Source organism: uncultured Dysgonomonas sp., assembly GCF_900079725.1.
Lineage (GTDB): Bacteria > Bacteroidota > Bacteroidia > Bacteroidales > Dysgonomonadaceae > Dysgonomonas.
The window spans coordinates 400,458-420,043 of the sequence record NZ_LT599032.1; the positions used below are offsets into that span (position 1 = coordinate 400,458).

Annotated in this window: 18 protein-coding genes; 11 read left to right on the plus strand and 7 right to left on the minus strand. The window is 38.9% G+C overall.

The window, feature by feature from the left end; translation table 11 throughout:
• Positions 1-2 precede the first annotated feature (2 nt).
• Positions 3-1,190 carry an aldo/keto reductase gene (locus QZL88_RS01615; RefSeq protein ID WP_296938253.1) on the minus strand — a complete coding sequence of 396 codons (1,188 nt, stop codon included), beginning with the start codon at positions 1,188-1,190 and terminating at the stop codon, positions 3-5.
• A 290-nt stretch (positions 1,191-1,480) separates the two neighbouring features.
• On the opposite strand from QZL88_RS01615, the gene QZL88_RS01620 reads away from it, so the two are divergent.
• Positions 1,481-2,689 carry a hexokinase gene (locus tag QZL88_RS01620; protein ID WP_296938254.1) on the plus strand — a complete coding sequence of 403 codons (1,209 nt, stop codon included), beginning with the start codon at positions 1,481-1,483 and terminating at the stop codon, positions 2,687-2,689.
• 58 nt (positions 2,690-2,747) lie between these two features.
• Here the strand turns inward: QZL88_RS01620 and nadD are convergent, their stop codons facing one another.
• Positions 2,748-3,344: a nicotinate (nicotinamide) nucleotide adenylyltransferase gene (gene nadD, locus QZL88_RS01625; protein WP_296938255.1), complete on the minus strand. Its 597-nt coding sequence runs from the start codon at positions 3,342-3,344 to the stop codon at positions 2,748-2,750.
• A gap of 75 nt (positions 3,345-3,419) precedes the next feature.
• Positions 3,420-3,581, minus strand: a complete 162-nt coding sequence (locus QZL88_RS01630) for a hypothetical protein (protein WP_296938256.1) — start codon at positions 3,579-3,581, stop codon at positions 3,420-3,422.
• A gap of 226 nt (positions 3,582-3,807) precedes the next feature.
• Between QZL88_RS01630 and QZL88_RS01635 the strand changes: the two genes are divergently transcribed.
• On the plus strand, positions 3,808-5,424 hold the full coding sequence (locus QZL88_RS01635) for an ABC-F family ATP-binding cassette domain-containing protein (RefSeq protein WP_296938257.1): 1,617 nt from the start codon (positions 3,808-3,810) through the stop codon (positions 5,422-5,424).
• A gap of 77 nt (positions 5,425-5,501) precedes the next feature.
• The gene (locus tag QZL88_RS01640; RefSeq protein WP_296938258.1) at positions 5,502-5,984 is read left to right on the plus strand and encodes a hypothetical protein; all 483 of its coding nucleotides are present in this window, start codon (positions 5,502-5,504) and stop codon (positions 5,982-5,984) included.
• A 65-nt stretch (positions 5,985-6,049) separates the two neighbouring features.
• Here QZL88_RS01640 and QZL88_RS01645 read toward each other — a convergent pair whose 3' ends face one another.
• On the minus strand, positions 6,050-6,496 hold the full coding sequence (locus tag QZL88_RS01645) for a tellurite resistance TerB family protein (RefSeq protein ID WP_296938259.1): 447 nt from the start codon (positions 6,494-6,496) through the stop codon (positions 6,050-6,052).
• 239 nt (positions 6,497-6,735) lie between these two features.
• Between QZL88_RS01645 and panB the strand changes: the two genes are divergently transcribed.
• From panB to QZL88_RS01665, 4 genes are all read left to right on the plus strand, one after another.
• A complete protein-coding gene (panB, locus tag QZL88_RS01650; protein ID WP_194226145.1) occupies positions 6,736-7,554 on the plus strand; it encodes a 3-methyl-2-oxobutanoate hydroxymethyltransferase in 819 nt (272 codons plus the stop codon).
• A 322-nt stretch (positions 7,555-7,876) separates the two neighbouring features.
• Complete coding sequence (locus QZL88_RS01655) at positions 7,877-9,979, plus strand: DNA topoisomerase 3 (RefSeq protein WP_296938260.1); 2,103 nt, start codon at positions 7,877-7,879, stop codon at positions 9,977-9,979.
• Positions 9,976-10,713: a hypothetical protein gene (locus tag QZL88_RS01660; RefSeq protein ID WP_296938261.1), complete on the plus strand. Its 738-nt coding sequence runs from the start codon at positions 9,976-9,978 to the stop codon at positions 10,711-10,713. Before QZL88_RS01655 ends, QZL88_RS01660 begins: the two co-directional genes overlap by 4 nt.
• Before the next feature lie 17 nt (positions 10,714-10,730).
• Positions 10,731-11,552, plus strand: a complete 822-nt coding sequence (locus tag QZL88_RS01665) for an FRG domain-containing protein (RefSeq protein WP_296938262.1) — start codon at positions 10,731-10,733, stop codon at positions 11,550-11,552.
• On the opposite strand, the gene QZL88_RS01670 is transcribed toward QZL88_RS01665, so the two are convergent.
• Positions 11,549-12,337 carry a PhzF family phenazine biosynthesis protein gene (locus QZL88_RS01670; RefSeq protein WP_296938263.1) on the minus strand — a complete coding sequence of 263 codons (789 nt, stop codon included), beginning with the start codon at positions 12,335-12,337 and terminating at the stop codon, positions 11,549-11,551. The genes QZL88_RS01665 and QZL88_RS01670 overlap by 4 nt on opposite strands.
• An 87-nt stretch (positions 12,338-12,424) precedes the next feature.
• Positions 12,425-12,958: an RNA polymerase sigma factor gene (locus QZL88_RS01675; protein WP_006799307.1), complete on the minus strand. Its 534-nt coding sequence runs from the start codon at positions 12,956-12,958 to the stop codon at positions 12,425-12,427.
• 360 nt (positions 12,959-13,318) lie between these two features.
• Here QZL88_RS01675 and htpG point away from each other — a divergent pair, with 360 nt between their 5' ends.
• On the plus strand, positions 13,319-15,208 hold the full coding sequence (htpG, locus tag QZL88_RS01680) for a molecular chaperone HtpG (RefSeq protein ID WP_296938264.1): 1,890 nt from the start codon (positions 13,319-13,321) through the stop codon (positions 15,206-15,208).
• A 101-nt stretch (positions 15,209-15,309) separates the two neighbouring features.
• Here the strand turns inward: htpG and QZL88_RS01685 are convergent, their stop codons facing one another.
• Entirely contained in the window at positions 15,310-15,810 is a 501-nt protein-coding gene (locus QZL88_RS01685) for an OmpH family outer membrane protein (protein WP_296938265.1), read from the minus strand.
• A 273-nt stretch (positions 15,811-16,083) separates the two neighbouring features.
• Here QZL88_RS01685 and QZL88_RS01690 point away from each other — a divergent pair, with 273 nt between their 5' ends.
• The 3 genes from QZL88_RS01690 to QZL88_RS01700 all read left to right on the plus strand — a co-directional run bounded on the left by QZL88_RS01690 (position 16,084) and on the right by QZL88_RS01700 (position 19,582).
• On the plus strand, positions 16,084-16,929 hold the full coding sequence (locus tag QZL88_RS01690; RefSeq protein WP_296938266.1) for a hypothetical protein: 846 nt from the start codon (positions 16,084-16,086) through the stop codon (positions 16,927-16,929).
• Positions 16,930-17,183: 254 nt separating this feature from the next.
• Positions 17,184-18,638 (plus strand): glycosyltransferase family A protein, encoded by a 1,455-nt coding sequence (locus QZL88_RS01695; protein ID WP_296938267.1) that lies wholly within the window; start codon positions 17,184-17,186, stop codon positions 18,636-18,638.
• 5 nt (positions 18,639-18,643) lie between these two features.
• Positions 18,644-19,582 carry a DUF4922 domain-containing protein gene (locus QZL88_RS01700; RefSeq protein WP_296938268.1) on the plus strand — a complete coding sequence of 313 codons (939 nt, stop codon included), beginning with the start codon at positions 18,644-18,646 and terminating at the stop codon, positions 19,580-19,582.
• Positions 19,583-19,586 lie beyond the last annotated feature (4 nt).

The window sequence follows — 19,586 nt, forward strand, 5'->3', positions numbered from 1 at the left end:
AATTAGGTTAAGAATTCATTAGGCACATGCATCACAGGGATAATCGCCGCTATCTTTTGCGAGACATTGAATCCCGATGGACAGTCTACAGTGCATGAGTTACAGCCGGAACAAACATTTTCTTCCAAATTTAACACTGTAAGTGTCTCCTTCGACAGTTGTGAATATTTATATCCGTAGGTGTACATATATGCACGCATAATGTCAGGGATAGGAAGATGTTCGGTACACTGTGCTACACATTTATTACATTGCTGGCAAAACATCATTTCTTTGTTGCACAAAGCTGCCAGATATTCCTGTTCGCCCGTTGTCAACTGTGGATTTTGTGCTGCAGCTAGACACTCATCGAACTCGTCATAATTGGAGAATCCGGGGATAGCCGTTGTTATGTGTTCGTTTTCCCATGCCCATTTCAGGCAAGCCTGAGCATTGATTTTTTTCTTACCATCAGCGTCCTCCACTCCACCTGTCATCGTTTTCATGGCTACTATACCAATACCAGCTTCTGATGCACGCTTAATTGCTTCCTGCGTTTCTTTCAGATTATTCAGTTTAAAATTATAACTGATGAGTAATACATCATATATCCCCGCCTTTATGGCCGCATCTATCAGCTCCGGTTTATGTGCATGAGTGGAAAAACCTATAAAACGGGCTTTGCCCTCTTCTTTTATTTTACTGAGCGCTTCAATTATCCTCTGATCCAACACTTCTTCCACATCGCTGTAGGCATGTGCATAGAAGATATCCACATATTCCATTTTGAGGCGCTTGAGGCTTAGTTCCAGTTTAGTATTCAGGTCTTGCTCAAAATCAGGCTTCAATGGGTAGTCAATTTTAATTTTTGTCCCCAGAAAATAGCTTTCGCGCGGTTTACCTTCGAAGAAATTACCCAGCATCTCTTCGTTTCGCCCGTTCTGATAACCATGCGCCGTATCGAAATGGAAAATACCCGAATTATAGGCTGCCCGGACCACATTCGGATTGTCGGCACGCATGACCCCCATACTCAGAATCGGAAGCTTAACACCTGTACGCCCCAGTGTACGCATAGGTATTTCGTCCATTTTAGCCTTCGTCGTCTTACTTAATGTAGATGCTGTGGTTCCCGGAACAATCAGAGCTCCTGCACCCATAGTGGCCGAAAACCGGAGGAAATCTCTTCTGTTAACACCTTTCTTTTTCATATTAGTAACTGAATATTTTAAGGTTTAGAATATCTGTGTTGGAATATGGGTATCTAGCGATTAATCGGTTTTCACAAATATAGCAATATTTTTTAAATCAATACATTACGATATAAAAAATATAGTAATAGATTCCTTTTTTACATAAAAAAGTAGTAAATCCGGTGTTAAATCGTAATAAAAATAGTTATTCATTTGCCAATATGTTTATATAAATGACCAATATTCAAGATAGATTTATATTTTTGTATGACGATTTAATCCGCCTAATTTAACGATAGATATACCCTATGAAGAAAAACATCTTTAAACTGAAAACGAAGCAACTGAAAGAAATTGCACAATCGCTCCAAACCAAAGTTGAAAACGGTCTTGGTAAAGACAATACAGAAATACAATGTATTCCGACTTATATCAATCCCAAAACATCGGGAATAGAAGGTTCGGCACTGGTACTCGACTTAGGAGGAACCAATTATCGTGTTGCCACAATTGATTTTGTTGACGGAAAGGCATCGATACATCCCGAAAACGGATGGAAAAAAGACCTATCAGTAATGAAAACTCCGGGCTTCACGGAAGCAGACTTGTTCAAAGAGCAAGCAGATCCAATCGGCGAAATAAAGATGGAAGGAAAGATGCCAATCGGTTATTGCTTCTCATATCCGGCTGAATCTATGCTCAATGGAGATGCTTCCCTCATCCGTTGGACAAAGGGGGTGGACATAAAAGAAATGCTGGGAAAACCTGTAGGCCAGCCACTTCGTGATTATCTGAACAAAGAAAACGGAGATAAATTTACCGAAGTAAAAGTTATAAACGATACTGTAGCCAGTCTTTTTGCAGGACTTACCGATAGCAGCTACGATGCTTATATCGGATTGATAGTGGGTACCGGTACAAATATGGCAACATTTATCCGTCCTGATAAAATAAAGAAACTGAATCCTGAATATAAAGGAGAGGGTTTGATTCCTGTAAATCTGGAATCAGGCAATTTCTATCCGCCGCACCTGACAGTGATAGATGATAAAGTAGATGCCTGTTCGGACAGTAAAGGAGCACAACGCTTCGAAAAGGCTGTATCTGGCATGTATCTGGGTGAAATTCTGAAATCGGTTTTCCCTTGTGACGAATTTGAAGAAAGATTCGATGCTCAGAAACTAACCAACATCATGAATTATCCTGATATCCATAAGAAAAGATATGTAGATGTATCGCGCTGGATATATAAACGCTCGGCTCAATTGGTAGCTGCGTCACTTGCAGGGTTGGTGATGGTACTCGTATCACATGACAAATCTATAAAGAAAATTCATCTGGTGGCTGAAGGCAGCCTCTTCTGGAGCGAAGACCGCAAAGGAAAGAATTACAAAGACCTGGTATCGGAAGAACTTCGCAAACTGTTGGTAGAATTTAACCTCAGCGATGTACATGTTCACATCAGTAAGATGAAAAACGCCAATCTGATAGGCTCGGCGATTGCTGCTTTGTCCTGATTGGATTTAAAGATACAGATATATTACAGGATGCTGATATAATGCCAGCATCCTGTTTTTATTTAATATAAATCTTATTCTCGATGAGATATTCATATTCTCCAATAGGCAGAAAACTGCGGATATCTTTATCTTCCTTTATTGCATTTCTTATAAAGGTAGAAGATATTCCAATCAGAGGAGCGCTTACTTTTCGTACATTTTCGGGTAGATTGTCACTAGCCTTGCTATCTTTTCTTGGATAAATCAATATAGAAACTTCTTTTCTTATCTGTTCGCTCCGATACCAATAATGAAAGTTGATCCAATTATCTTCACCTAACAATAATATAAATTCACGCTCGGGATACTGCTCTTTGAGGGCAATTATCGTATTTATCGTATAATAAGGCGGGGATAACCTTAGCTCTATATCGCAAGGCCATATATGCTGATACGGGAGACAAAAACGGGTTAAAATATCCAATCGTATTGCGGCAGCTGCCATATCGGCACTCTTATCCGAAGGGCAACGTGGAGTAACTACCATCCATACTTCATCCAGATTCTCGAAAGCACATATATAATCGGCGATCATAATATGTCCCATATGTAAAGGGTTGAATGACCCGCACATGATACCTGTCTGTATTTTTTCACCCGTTTCTTTCTGCATAAATAATTACTATTGTAATCGCAACAGAAACAAATGTATAAATCTTATAATGAAAATAAGAAAGTGGAAGAGGTTTTATGCATCATCTTCTTCAAATTCAAAATCATCGGAACATAGTTCTTCAAGAGCAATAGCTAGTTTTACATATGGGCTGTCTATTTTTTCGGAGGGCTTCGTTTTCAGGCTTTTCTTATTTTCTTGTCTCTTATTGTCTTTTTTATTTTTATCGTCACTCATCTTCGTATCGTTTCAAATGTTAAATCACCTATTTATTTAGACGGATGAAACGGAAAAATATTTTAGATACAATGTATTTATTTTTATAATTAATGTAAATACTTTAATAAATATATAATGACTTCAGAGTAATAATAAATATTTCTCGCGCTATATCTCTCTGTCACTAATTGTTTGTTTCTTTTTCCTACCTTTGCAGCTCTAAAAAATAAAAAGGTAAATTTAGATGTTAATTGTAGACAGTTTAAAGGTAGAATTAGGCGACAGGGTATTATTCGATAATATCAGCTATATAATAAACGATAAAGATAAAATCGCTTTGGTCGGTAAGAACGGAGCAGGGAAAAGCACTATGCTCAAAATACTGGCCGGAGTGAATACTCATTATAAAGGCTCAGTAACAGGCCCCGATGGAGTAACGGTAGGTTATTTACCTCAGGTTATGAAAATTACTGATGAGCGTACGGTAAGAGAAGAGGCTTCTCTGGCATTCTCTCACATTTTCGATTTGCAGGCCAACATAGAAGATATGAACAGGCAATTGGAAACCCGTACCGACTACGAATCTGACGATTATGCCAAACTGATAGACGACTTTACCCATGCGCATGAACGTCTGGCAATGGTAGAGGGTATCAGTTTCGAAGGAGAAGTGGAGAAGGCATTGCTCGGACTTGGATTTAAGCGTACCGACCTGGACCGTATGACGAGTGAATTTAGTGGTGGATGGCGTATGCGCATCGAACTGGCTAAGCTTCTATTACGGAATCCTGATGTAATGTTGCTGGATGAGCCTACCAACCATCTTGACATAGAGTCTATCGGGTGGCTCGAAGAGTTTATCACTACTCAGGCCAAAGCTGTTGTACTGATTTCCCACGACAGGGCATTTATTGATGCTGTTACCACACGTACGATAGAACTTACTATGGGACGGATTTATGACTACAAAGTCAACTATTCCAAATATGTGGAACTTCGTCAGGAGCGCCGCCAGCAGCAAATACATGCATGGGAATCCCAACAAAAGCAAATTGCCGAAATAGAAGAATTTATAGAACGCTTCCGTGCACAGGCAGCCAAAGCTGTATTGGTGCAGAGCCGTATCCGCCAATTGGAAAAGATGGAGCGTGTAGAAATAGACGAAGAAGATAAATCTCAGATACGCATCCGTTTTCAGCCGGCGACCCGCTCGGGAAACTATCCACTGACAGTAGACATGGTGACAAAGAAATACGATGATTATCTGGTATTCGAAAATGCCAACCTGATGATAGAACGAGGCGAAAAAATAGCTCTGGCAGGTAAGAATGGAGAAGGTAAATCGACATTTGTAAAATGCGTGATGGGAGAAACGCCGTATGAAGGTAACATTATGCTGGGTCACAATGTGGAAATCGGATACTTTGCTCAGAATCAGGCAGACCTATTGGATGAAGACCTTACCGTTTTTGAAACCATAGACCGTGTCGCCGAGGGGGATATCCGCACACAAATACGCAATATACTAGGTGCGTTCATGTTCAACAGAGACGATTCCGAGAAAAAAGTCAAGGTACTCTCGGGAGGAGAACGTACACGGTTGGCTATGATAAAATTGTTACTCGAACCCGTCAACCTTCTTATTCTGGATGAGCCAACCAACCATCTGGATCTGAAGACTAAAGAGGTTTTGAAAAATGCATTACTGGACTATGACGGTACAGTTATACTCGTTTCCCACGACCGTGATTTTCTTGACGGACTGGTGACTAAAGTATTTGAATTTTCGGATAAGAAAGTAAGGGAGCATATCGGAGGTATAAAAGATTTTCTGGCGAAGAAAAAGGCTTTAACATCTTAAACTGTTGTTTTTCCGACTATTTTATTTATTTTTGCCAAAAGTCAATTTTTTCTAAAACTACTAAATTTTAACTTAACATGAAAAAAATCTTATTTTCTTTACTAACTGTACTGTTCGTTCTGACTTCTTGTGGTCCTGATGCAGTAAAATTCAATGACGCCATTGCAAAAGCAAATGCGACAATCACAGAGGTAAGTGTTTCCTATGACGGAGACCTGACTAATGCAGTTAACAATGAAGACTTTACTTCCATTGCAGCTAAGACCGACAGTGCTCTGGCTAAAATAGATGCAGAGATAACAATTGTAAAAGCGTTGGATGTACCTAAAGGTGGTGACAAATTTAAAGAAGCTGCTCTGAAAACATATGAAAGCCTCAGAGGGGTTGTAGAAGCCGGAAAAGGTTTTGCAACTTTGACAAAGGAATCTGCAATCGATGATGTAAATAAATTGCAGGAAACATATCAGGCAAAAGTGGATGAATATTCAAAATCATTCCAGGAACTAGCTATAGCTCAGGCTCAATACGCAGCAGAAGCTGGTTATCAGGTAAAAAAATAAATGACTTATCTATAAAAAAAGGATGCTCAATAGAGCATCCTTTTTTTATAACAACCGAAATCCGGTTAACATTTATTTTTAATAATCATCACTTCGATAATCGAAATAGCTGTTTTTTCATCTACCGCCAATGCTTCAGCCAATTGATTGATTACATCTTTCTCACTATCCTCTAGTACTCCGTCAGCAAGAGCAATATCTACAGCACATGCGAATGCTGTCATTTTCAGATCATCACCTAAGCCATCTTTTGCAGCATCGACCAATGCTCCGGGGCCTTCTTTTTTCAGCTTGGAAAACAATTTGTCGAATAATTTGTCGAATGCAGGACCCGAAAAATTGTCATAGATACGAAGACGTCTGATGTAAGTTACGATACTGTTCCATTCTTGTGTAGATACCGAGCCGTCTGCGCCTGCTACTGCTAATGCTACTGCTGCGAAAGACTCTTGTTGTGTAAATTTCTCATCTCCGCTCGGTGCTGATTTAAACACCTTGTCAAATAAACCCATAGTTTTTAATTTAGTTTGTTAATAAAGTTTATGTCAGTAAAAATATTACTGAAAAACAAATATAACCCATTTTATGAAGAATGCAACATTTCGCTCTGATATTTAGACAAATTTTCATTCAGTATAATAACAATACCCTGATATATAATACCCTAATATTGGCTAGTCTTTTTTTAGGTTCATTCTTACATTTATTTTATAACTTTGCCCTGATTTTTATTAATTAAAAAATAAAAGATATGTCTACATACACCGAGGATAACCGCAAGGTTACAACACGCCGCCTGATAGAAATGAAACAACGTGGTGAAAAGATTTCAATGCTCACAGCTTACGATTATTCTATGGCATCTATTCTGGATCAGGCCGGACTGGATGTTATTCTTGTCGGCGACTCAGCATCTAATGTAATGGTGGGTAATATTACCACTTTACCTATGACAATCGATCAGATGATATACCATGGACGATCAGTGATGAACGGCGCAAAACGTGCTTTGGTTATCGTCGACATGCCTTTCGGTACAGTATCGGGTAATCCGCTTAAATCGCTGGAATATGCTATCCGGATGATGAAAGAGACAGGTGCAGATGCTTTGAAAATAGAAGGAGGTGAAGAGGTGATACCCGACATAAAGAAGATTATAGATGCAGGTATCCCTGTAATGGGGCACCTCGGTCTGATGCCGCAATCCATTAATAAATACGGCACATACAATGTACGGGCAAAAGATAATGCAGAAGCCGATAAACTGATAAAAGACGCTCTCTTGCTTCAGGAAGTAGGCTGTTTTGGTATGGTATTGGAGAAAATACCAGCCGAACTGACTAAAACGGTGAGTTCACAGCTCACAATACCAACTATCGGTATTGGCGCAGGTCCGCATGCAGATGGACAGGTACTTGTGGTACATGACATGCTGGGCATCAATAAAAATTTCTCACCTAAATTCCTACGCCGTTATGCCGACCTGCATACAGTGATGACAGAGGCCGTGCAAGGATATATAAAGGATGTGAAATCTACCGATTTCCCTAACGATAACGAAAGTTACTAAATTTTATCTATACATCAGCTGGCTGCCTTTGGTCGCCAGCCGGTAGTTCTTGCATGTATTAAGTTAAAGTAATAAGAGAAAACTGACAAATAGAAATAGTGTAAAAGTGTCAAGTTTGTCAAGTTTTGAAAGAACAACAAGTAGAAAAAAAGGTGTTACCTTTGTTACCTTTTAATAAAGGAGGTGCTTCACACTACTTAGCATGACAAAATAATTATTAATCGTTCATTCTTAATTATTAATCGTTTTCCGTTACTTCTGTTACTTTTTAACTATACACAGTTAATAAATACTAAAAACCCTTCTTATAACTCTATAAAACATGAAAGTCTGTATAGCCGAAAAACCAAGCGTAGCTCGTGAAATAGCCAATATACTAGGGGCAAATACCCGTAGGGATGGATATTTTGAGGGTAACGGCTATCAGGTGACATGGACATTCGGGCATTTCTGCACACTCAAAGAACCGCACGAATATGCACCTCAGTGGAAGCAGTGGTCACTGGACTTATTGCCTATGATTCCGCCCCGCTTCGGCATCAGGCTTATCGAAAACGAAGGTGTGAAAAAGCAGTTTTCTGTAATAGAAAAACTAATGTCTGAAGCTGATGAAGTGATTAACTGCGGTGATGCCGGACAAGAAGGTGAACTTATTCAGCGATGGGTAATGCAGAAAGCGCAAAATAAAGCTCCGGTAAAGCGTTTGTGGATATCTTCACTTACAGAAGACTCTATTCGTGAAGGATTCAACAATCTGAAAGATCAGACCACATTCGATAAACTTTATGAAGCGGGATTGTCCCGGGCTATCGGCGACTGGCTACTGGGAATGAACGCAACACGATTGTACACCGTAAAGTACGGACAAAACCGTTCTGTATTATCTATCGGTAGGGTACAAACTCCAACTCTGGCACTGATAGTAAACCGTCAGCTTGAAATAGAAAACTTCAAACCCGAACCGTATTGGGAACTAAAAACGGTGTACAGAGAAACGACATTTTCGGCAACTAAAGGTCGTTTCACCTCGAAAGAAGAAGGCGAAAAATTCCTTGAAGAAATAAAGCTGTCTGAATTTGAAGTAACGGGCGTTACCACAAAGAACGGTGAAGAGTTGGCCCCCCGCCTGTTCGACCTCACTGCATTACAGGTAGAATGTAATAAGAAATTCGCTTTCTCGGCAGAAGATACATTGAAAACGATACAATCCCTATATGAGAAGAAACTAACCACTTACCCCCGCGTAGATACCACTTATCTGAGCGACGATATGTATCCGAAGGTACCCGCTATACTAAGAGGCTTAGCGGGGTATGAGGAATTGACCAAGCCGGTATTGGCATTGCCTAAAATACCAAAGTCGAAAAAGGTATTCGATAACAGCAAGGTCACCGACCACCATGCCATCATACCTACAGGAGTAAGAGCCAACGCTATATCGGCCGAAGAACGTAAAGTGTACGACCTTATTACCCGCCGTTTTATTGCTGCCTTCTACCCTAATTGTAAGATTTCCACTACTACCGTATTGGGCGAAGCTGCCAAAGTAGAGTTTAAGGTAACAGGTAAGCAAATACTCGAACCCGGATGGCGCGTAGTCTTCGAAAGACCTACGAACAATCCTAACAATCCTAATCAGGAAGAAGAGGAAGCAGACAAGGAAGATGATAATATACTCCCTCCATTCGTAAAAGGTGAAAAAGGTCCGCATGAGCCTGCACTGAACGAAAAATGGACACAACCACCCAAGTATTATACTGAGGCAACCCTGCTGCGGGCGATGGAAACCGCAGGTAAACTGGTAGAAGACGATGAACTGCGTGATGCCCTGAAAGAAAACGGTATAGGACGCCCGTCGACACGTGCCGCTATAATAGAAACATTATTTAAACGCAACTATATCCGTAAGGAACGTAAAAACCTCTATGCTACGCAGACTGGCGTGGAACTGATAGGCACAATTAAGGAAGAATTGTTGAAATCGGCAGAGCTTACGGGACTATGGGAAAAGAAACTCCGCCAGATAGAGAAGAGTGAATACGATCCTCGCCAGTTTATCGACGAACTGAAACAGATGCTTACCGAGATTGTAACCAATGTAAAAAGTGACTGGGGCAGCCGGATAACAATAGAAGCAGCTGTGAAGGAGGAATCAGAAAAGCCAAAACAAAAAGCACCAAAAGAGAAAAAGACTGCATCGGAACGAAAACCGAGAGCAAAAAAGGAAAAAACGGAAAAAATAGCTCAAACACAATCCGCACAACAGCCTCTTCTCTGTCCTCTATGTAAAAAAGGGACGGTACTGAGAGGAAAAACGGCCTATGGCTGTTCGGAATGGAAAGCCGGATGTACATTCAGGCTGACATTCGATGAAGTGGGAGAAAATCTGACAGACGAGGAACTAAAAAAAATATTATATAAATGAAAAAGGTCTTGTGTGTGTTTTTGATGAGTATAGCGCTGTCTGTGCATGCACAGACCAATTGTAGTGCTGATGAATGGATAAAGGATTTTGTATTGGAAGCGGAAACCGTTTCTCCGGAGCCGGGTTTCCTGGACGATCTTGATTTTTCCCCCTTGTGGCTCGATAGCCAGACATGTTATCTCGGATATATAGGAAATGACTATCAACGCTTGCATATCTATTTTACAGAGATAGAGCGTACCTCGGCAAACAGCTATCGTGTTAAAGGCAATTCGAAAGTAAAAACAAACATTTGCGACTTTGAAGGTACAATAAAAATTACAGGTATCAGGGAATACAAAAACATCGATGTGGATGCGGACGAAGAAGTGGAAACGCAACCTGTCAGTCAAGGATATATTATGGCTGATTTTTCTTTCAGCGAAAATAAGGAGCAAAAAAACAGTGGTATTTTTTTAGGTAAACTGGTTACCTACTGGTATATAGATGAAGATGGAAATCTTTTGTATGACGATCTGATGTCCGATGCCGATGGCTATTGCAACAATCAGTTTCTTGGTACATGGGCCAGCTATAATCCTGCCATAAAATCGTCGAAACGTTGTGCATGGGGGCATTACAGGATTCCTTGTTCTGATGATCTGGATATAGGTGCGGCTGAATTCTCTGTTGATTCCAAGTATATCAAAAATGGATGGGAAACAGTTGTAGAATACGATTATTGTACAGAATAGAATAATTTACCGGACAGATGAGAAAAATAACACCGACACTGACAGCTGAACTATTCAATCATTTTGGCAATCCCCAAAAAGAACGTATAGGAGATAAGCCGGCTTATAGAATAGAAACTTTCAGAGAACTGGTAGAGCATGTGGCCGGACTATCATTTAAGAATAAAGATCATCTGTTGTTTTATCGCGGACAGAATGGCGATTACAGGAACAAGGCAGGATCATCTACATTTTATCCCACAATCTATCGTGGTGATTATCTGCCTCAAAAAGAACTGACAGAACGTTTCCGAAAATTGAAAGCAGCAGGACGTATATTGTCCGATCTGGCAGAAAAGCAACAGATTGAAGGTTACAGGGAGATAAAGAAAAGAAGAAATATACAATGGAGTATTCTTCAACATTATGAAGTTTGTCCTACACCTTTTATTGATTTTACACATTCGCTGCGTGTGGCATGTTCATTTGCTACACTAAACAATAAAACGGACAGGGCTTATGTTTTCATTTTTGCCCTACCCTATCTTACCAATCGTATAAGTATCAATTCGGAACACGATATTATCAACATACGCCTCCTCAGCATTTGCCCGCCTCCGGCCTTACGACCGTATTTTCAGGAAGGCTATCTGGTAGGGACAGATGGTATATCGGACAACTACGAAACAAAAGGCGAACTGGATTTCAACAACAGGCTCGTGGCAAAATTTGAAATACCGAATAATGCCGCTTTCTGGGGTGCGGATTTCCATGCTATCCCCGAAGCATTACTATATCCCGAAGCCGATCCGGTACTCGATCTATGCAGGGAAGTGAATATTCTGGTAAATGATCTTTAGTCCAGATGTATTTCTCCAATCATATAGAGTTTGCCCTGTCCACTGATTTCTACGCGGTCACCCAGATATTTGCATTTAAGATATCCTTTCCGCTTCGATAACTGAATGGCGGTCATTTCGTCTTTTCCAAGCTGCGCAGCCCAATAAGGAGTTAGTGTGGTATGAGCCGAACCTGTTACAGGATCTTCATTCACACCAACCTGCGGAGCAAAGAACCTGGAAACGAAATCAACTTCATCACCCTTTGCCGATACGATTATACCACGGGCCTCTACTTTGGATATTATATCGAAATTGGGGATTATATCTTTTATCTCCGATTCATTCCTGAAGATAAGGAGATAATCCGTCTTTCCTTTAAATGCTTTTTGGGGCTTTAGGTTGAAGCCATCGGTAAGTTCGCTGGAGAGTTCTGTTTCTACAAAGCTATCGGTAGGAAAATTCAATGTAAGGAAACCTCCTTCTCTTTTCACAGTCAGTCTTCCGCTCCTGGGAGAATGGAAGTAAATAATATCGTCATTATGTCCCTCAAGATTGAATAATGTATATGCAGCAGCCAGAGTGGCATGTCCACACAGATCAACCTCGGTAGCAGGGGTAAACCAACGAAGTTCGTAAAAGCTATCCTTTTTCACATAGAAAGCTGTCTCTGCCAGATTATTCTCCATTGCTATGCTTTGTAGGATATCATTGCTCAGCCATTCTTTCAGCGGACAAACTGCAGCCGGATTGCCTGTAAAAACCTTATTAGCAAAGGCATCTATCTGATATATTTTCTGCTTCATTTCTATAAATATGAATAAATGAGAGGTAAAGATATAAAAAAAGCCTGCAAGTATTTTGCAGGCTGTATTATCAAAGTAGGAATAATATCATTCTCTGTCCTGGAATTTATAGTCAGCTAATAATTCCTGAAGGCGTTTTCTGGCGAAGAAAATACGGCTCTTTACAGTACCTATAGGCAGGCTTAATTGCTGAGCTATTTCTTCGTATTTAAATCCTGTAACATGCATTGAGAAAGGAACTTTATACTCATCTGAAAAGCTGTTTATTACTCTGGATATTTCAGATACAGTATACGCACCTTCCGGTGTGTCGAATCCCGAATCCTGAGGCATATTCAGATGATATAAATTCTCTGTTTGGTCAATCATTGTTTGGCTGCGAACCACACGACGGTAGTTGTTTACAAATATATTATGCATTATAGTAAACACCCAACCTTTAAAATTAACATTTTCGTAATACTTTTCCCTATTATCCAAAGCTCTCAGAGTTGTTTCCTGCAACAGATCTTTAGCTTCTTCTCTATTTGATGTAAGGGTTAGTGCAAAATTCATCATATTGTTTTGTAAGTCTATCAACTTATCTTCAAAACCTTTATTATTTTTATCTAGTGTTGCCATCGTTTATTAAGTATTAAGTTGGCGAAATATTGTTTAATTTATTTTATAGTTGCAGCAGGTATTTCATATTTCCCTGTTGTTAAAACAAAGGTAAATACTTTTTCTCATTTTAGTTAAAAATTAGTTTATTTGTTAAATAAAAATGTTAATTATTGAAATCTTTAATTTTAATTCTTTGATAATCAGAAAACTAAAAAACAACCTGAGAGAGTATATGTATTATAAATAATTTCTATTAACTAAAAATCTATATAAATAATACTTTTAGGCCTCCGACAAAATGTCATTACGAATATATTTGGCACTTATTTTGTCTCCACGTACTACAAAAACAAATATACGAATTAAAATATTAATAACATGCAACAAAATGGTAAAATTGGGGTTACAACTGAGAATATTTTCCCAATTATAAAGAAATTTTTATATAGTGATCATGAAATTTTTCTTCGTGAACTAGTTTCTAATGCCGTTGATGCCTCCCAAAAGTTAAAAACATACGCTTCTTTAGGAGAATTCAAAGGTGAACTGGGAAATCTTTCAGTAAAAGTTAAAATAGATAAGGATAACGGCACACTTACAATATCCGACAACGGTATTGGTATGACAAATGAAGAGATAGATAAGTATATAAATCAGATTGCATTCTCTTCGGCAAACGAATTCCTTGATAAATATAAGAAAGATGCCAATTCTATAATTGGTCATTTTGGCCTTGGGTTCTATTCGTCCTTTATGGTGTCCAAGAAAGTGGAAATCATCACCAGATCATTTAAAGAAGGAGCAGAAGCTGTTAAATGGAGCTGTGACGGTTCGCCGAAATATACTATAGAAGCTGTAGAAAAAGCTGAGCGGGGCACAGACATAATATTATATATAGATGACGAAAACAAGAATTTCCTAGAACAAGGAGAGATTGATAAATTACTAAAAAAATACTGTCGTTTCCTACCTGTACCAATTGTTTTTGGTAAAAAAACAGAATGGAAAGACGGAAAATCAGTAGAAACAGAAGAAGACAATGTAATAAATGATACCAATCCGCTTTGGACACGCAAACCTGCAGATCTGAAAGACGAAGATTATAAAAAATTCTATCAGGAACTTTATCCATTTTCTGACGAGCCCATGTTCTGGATACACCTGAATGTAGACTACCCGTTCAAACTGACAGGTGTGCTTTATTTTCCGCAAATAAAGAGCAATGTGGACATGAACCGTAACAAGATTCAGCTTTATAGCAATCAGGTATTCGTTACCGATTCGGTAGAAGGTATTGTTCCGGAATTTCTAACATTGATGCACGGGGTTCTTGATTCTCCGGATATTCCGCTCAACGTTTCACGTTCTTACCTGCAAAGTGACCAGAATGTGAAGAAAATATCGAATCATATTACTAAAAAAGTAGCTGATCGCCTTGAAGAAATATTCAAGAATGACCGCTCACGGTTTGAAGAAAAATGGGATAGCCTGAAAATATTTATAGAATATGGCATGCTCACAGATGATAAGTTCTATGAACGTGCACAGAAAATATGCCTGCTAAAGAATACGGATGCCAAAGCATTTACATTTGAAGAATACAAGACATTGATCTCATCAGATCAAACAGATAAAGACGGTAACCTTATATATCTATATGCAAGTAATAAGGACGAACAATATTTTTATATCAATACGGCTAAAGACAAAGGCTACGATGTGATTCTTTTCGATGGGCAACTCGATGTCCATATGGCCGGCATGCTGGAACAAAAATTTGAAAAAAGTAAGTTTGTCAGAGTAGATGCCGACACTATCGACAACCTTATTCCGAAAGAAGATAGCAAAGAAGTTAATCTGACCGATAAGCAGAAAGAAGAGTTGAACGAAGCCTTCACATCCCAACTTCCAAAGATAGAGAAGACTGAATTTATCATAGATTATAAAGCTTTAGACGAAAAGGCTCAGCCAATCCAGATAACTCAAAACGAATTTATGCGTCGGATGAAAGAAATGTCGGCCATGCAAACCGGTATGGGATTTTATGGAGAGATGCCTAACAGCTTTAATCTGGTATTAAATATAGAACATCCGCTTATCAAAAAGATTATGGGTGATATTGATAACAAAGACAAGGAAGCTGTAAACTTGTATGCTACAGAGAATAGAGATATCCGCCAATTGATAGATCTTGCACTCTTATCGAACGGTATGCTGAAAGGGGAAGCATTGAATAACTTTGTAAAAAGAAATATGGAAAATATCTGATAAGGCAGATATTATACTGATATAAGAAAGGCTTTGAATGAAACATCCGAAGCCTTTCTTCTGTTTGTAAATAAGTAATTAATTGTTCGGCATGAACAACATTAATTTGTAATTCCCAATTTGGCCTTCACTTGAGCATTGGCATCTTTAGCATCGGCTCCTATATGGAGCAAAGTGCCCGAGTTGAGTATATAAGTATAGCCATTTTCTTCTCCAACATCTTTTATTGCTTTCATCAATTTCTGTTGTAATGGAGCCAGAAGTGTTTGTTGCTCTTTTTCCAATTCCTGTTGGCTATTATTTGAAAACACACGATATCTTTCCTGAAAATCCATCATTTGTTTTTGTCTGTCTTCAGCAATTGCCTGAGTTATACTATCGGTAGGGGTTTTCCCATATCTTTCGAGCATCTGATTGTATTCGGTTTGCATAGCAGTCAGGCTCTTTTTTACCGCCTCGTTCTTTGTCGATAGTTTTGTCTCTACATCTTTTAATTCCGGCATTTTGGAAAAAACTTCGTCAACATTGACATATGCAAGTTTGCTTTGAGCAAAAAAAGTCAAAGGTAAAAGCAGGAACAATGTAAGTAATAAAGGTTTCATAGTGGATATTTTAAGTAAATAATGAAATATATATTTCCGCAAATGTAAGATACTTTTCTAAATTAACTTATCAATTTGAAATCAATAAATCTAAGTTTACACATTATTAATAATAGTGTTTATTTGTGTGATAATTTAGGGTAATTCCGGTATTTTTATTAAAAATCATTATTTTTCAGGCACATTTAAAATTCATAAAATCTAATAAGCCCTAAAGAGTTAAACCGCATATCTATTTTTTATATCTTTGCAGAAAAATAAATTAACGAACTTGTGATCTTAATCGCAGAAAGTGGCTCTACAAAAACCGAATGGTGTTTGGTAGACAGGGAAGGCATCGCAGCCCATTTCCTGTCGGATGGTATTAATCCCTTTTTTCAGTCACGGAAAGAGATTAGCCGCCTGATTCGAATACAGCTTCCCCAGATATTTTTCAGGGCAAAGTTTCATACAATTTATTTTTATGGCGCAGGTTGCTCTTCCCCCGAAAAAAAAGGTATTGTAAAAGCGTCGTTTGAGGCGCAATTCAGAACTCCTGCCGTAATAGAGAGTGACCTTTTAGGATCGGCCAGAGCATTATTTCAGGATAAGGCCGGAATAGCCTGTATATTAGGCACCGGATCTAACTCATGTTTTTATGATGGGACTGACATAATAAAAAACATAAAATCGCTTGGATATATCCTCGGCGATGAAGGTAGCGGCGCTTCGATGGGAAAAACATTCGTTGCCGATTGCCTGAAAGGTCTTGCTCCTGCAATGCTAGCAGAATTATTCTACGAAAAATATAAGATCACCCCCGACGAGATAATAGACTATGTATATACAAAACCCTTCCCGAACAAACTACTATCCGTCATGTCTTATTTCTTATACGATCATATGGACGACCCGTATGTAAAAAATCTGGTATATCGCAATCTACGTTCCTTCTTCGAAAGAAATATCCTGCAATACGATTACACGGAGTATCCGGTCAGAGTAGTAGGCACTATTGCCAATATGTATGCCGATATTATCAGGGAGATAGCCGACGAACTTAATATTCATATAGATATAATAATAGAGAATCCTATCAAAGGCTTAATTGAATATCATAAGAGCGATAAATATTTGTGAAAATATGTATCTAACATATAATAAATATTAATTGAATTATAATTTAACACCTCGCATCATCTTATTTAGGATATAGAATATAAATTTGTACTAAGTGATTCACGACCTTAAAAGAATGCTGAAAAGGATTTATTAATCTATATACACAACAACCTGTTTATCGGTTATATAAAACATTGGTATCACTTGCTTCTAATTTCAACAGATCAAATTATAACTTGTAACTAATATATAACAATAAAACCGGCATAAAAATGAAAATCAATTGTTTTATACCTTTCCAAAGCACCGAACAGGCTAAGAATACAGTTATCACCCTGAAACAATCGTCACTGTCCAACAAGATTTATTTGTTAACAGACAATGACACCAAAGATATGATAAATGGCTGTGAAACAATCGGCATTGATTCTCTACGTTCAACGGCCACGATAAAAAAGATTGCAGCAAAAGCGGATACTGATTATACATTGATTTACACCAAATCAGCCGACCTTCGTCTAGGCATGTTTGCCCTCGACCGCATGTTACAGATAATCAAAGATTCAGATGCCGGATTTGTTTATGCCGACCATTATCAGGTAATTGGCGAAGAAAAGAAAAACAATCCCCTTATCGCTTATCAAAAGGGTAGTTTGAGGGACGATTTCAATTTCGGATCCCTTATATTATATAAAACAAGCGAATTGAAAAAAGCTGTGGATAGGATGGATAAAGAATACAAATTCGCCGGAATTTACGACTTACGCCTGAAAGTATCCCAAGCTGCCAACCTGGTTCATATCAATGAATATTTATATACCGAAATAGAGAACGACACGCGCAAAAGCGGTGAGAAGATATTCGATTACGTAGACCCTAAAAACCGTCAGGTACAGATAGAGATGGAGGAGGCCTGTACAGACCATCTGAAGAAAATTGGCGGCTACCTGGCTCCACAATTCAGGAAAGTTGAATTTAATAAATTTGATTTCGAATACGAAGCATCCGTCATTATTCCGGTCCGTAACCGTATACGAACCATCGGAGACGCTATAAAATCGGTTCTGAACCAGAAGACCAACTTCAAATTTAACCTCATCGTTATCGACAATTACTCTACAGACGGAACAACTGAAGCCATTGATAAATTTGCTTCCGACAACCGTTTGGTACATATTATACCCGAAAATAAAGAATTGGGAATAGGCGGCTGCTGGAATGCGGGCGTGCATCACCCTAAATGTGGTAAATTCGCCATACAGCTCGATAGCGATGATGTATATTCGGACGAAAATACACTGCAAAAGATAGTGGATGCTTTCTACGAACAGAATTGTGCGATGGTAGTAGGCACATATATGCTCACCGACTTCGATATGAAGATGATACCACCGGGTATTATCGATCACAAGGAATGGACTCCGGAAAACGGCCGCAATAATGCATTGCGTATCAACGGACTCGGCGCTCCCCGCGCATTCTATACTCCTGTACTAAGGGAGATAAAGGTACCGAACACCAGCTACGGAGAAGATTATGCCTTAGGCTTGCATTTTTCACGGGAATACCAGATTGGACGTATCTATGACGTTCTATATCTGTGCCGCCGCTGGGACGATAATTCAGATGCTTCGCTCGATATAGTAAAGATGAATAACCACAATACCTATAAAGACAGGATCCGCACATGGGAACTGGAAGCCCGTATAGCTTTGAATAAAAAATAAAAAACATGACTGCATCCTCTCTCAAGATAAGGGAACTGTTCCGTTCGCAACTCGAAAAATGGGAACTCGCCAGAGTTAATTATAAGGCTCTAGAAAAAGTGAAGTCCAGGGATTTCTCTTTTGGAGACTTCTCTGTAAGGGTACAGTTCAATCCCGCACGTATCCTGTCATCTGCCGCAAAAGTAGACGCAAAGTCCATTCAGGAAAGGAAATGCTTTCTTTGCCCGCAGAATCTGCCTGCAGAGCAAGAAGGCACTCCATTTGGCACAGACTATCAGATACTGGTAAACCCCTATCCTATTTTTCCCGAACACTTCACAATACCGACATACAATCATGTGGACCAACTGATAGTGAACAGATATGGAGATATGCTCGATCTTGCTAAATGCCTCAGTGAATATACCTTGTTTTACAATGGCCCTAAATGTGGGGCATCGGCTCCAGACCATGCCCATTTTCAGGCAGGAATAAAAGGGTTTCTCCCCATCGAGAAAGACATTTGGAGTATTGCCAAAGAGGAGATATATAAATCGGAAGGCCTAACCGTATATGCTGTAAAGGAATATCTTCGCAATTTCTTTTTGTTGGAGGCCACAAATAAAGACGATGCTGTTATCTTTTTCAAAAAGCTATATGCTTTACTCGATTGGAACGATGGAGATAAAGAACCTATGATGAACATTCTATGCTGGCACGAAGAAGGTAAGTTTTATAGCTGTATATTCCCTCGTGAAAAACATCGCCCGACGTGTTTCTTTACCGAAGGGGAAGGTAATTTACTTATTAGTCCGGCAGCTGTAGATTTAGGTGGTGTATTTATCACGCCATTAGAAAAAGATTATGACAAGATAACTGCTAAAGACATTGAAGGCATCCTGAAAGAAATATGCATCAGTAATGAGAAGATACAAGCCATTATAAATAAGATCATAAACCTGTAACAAT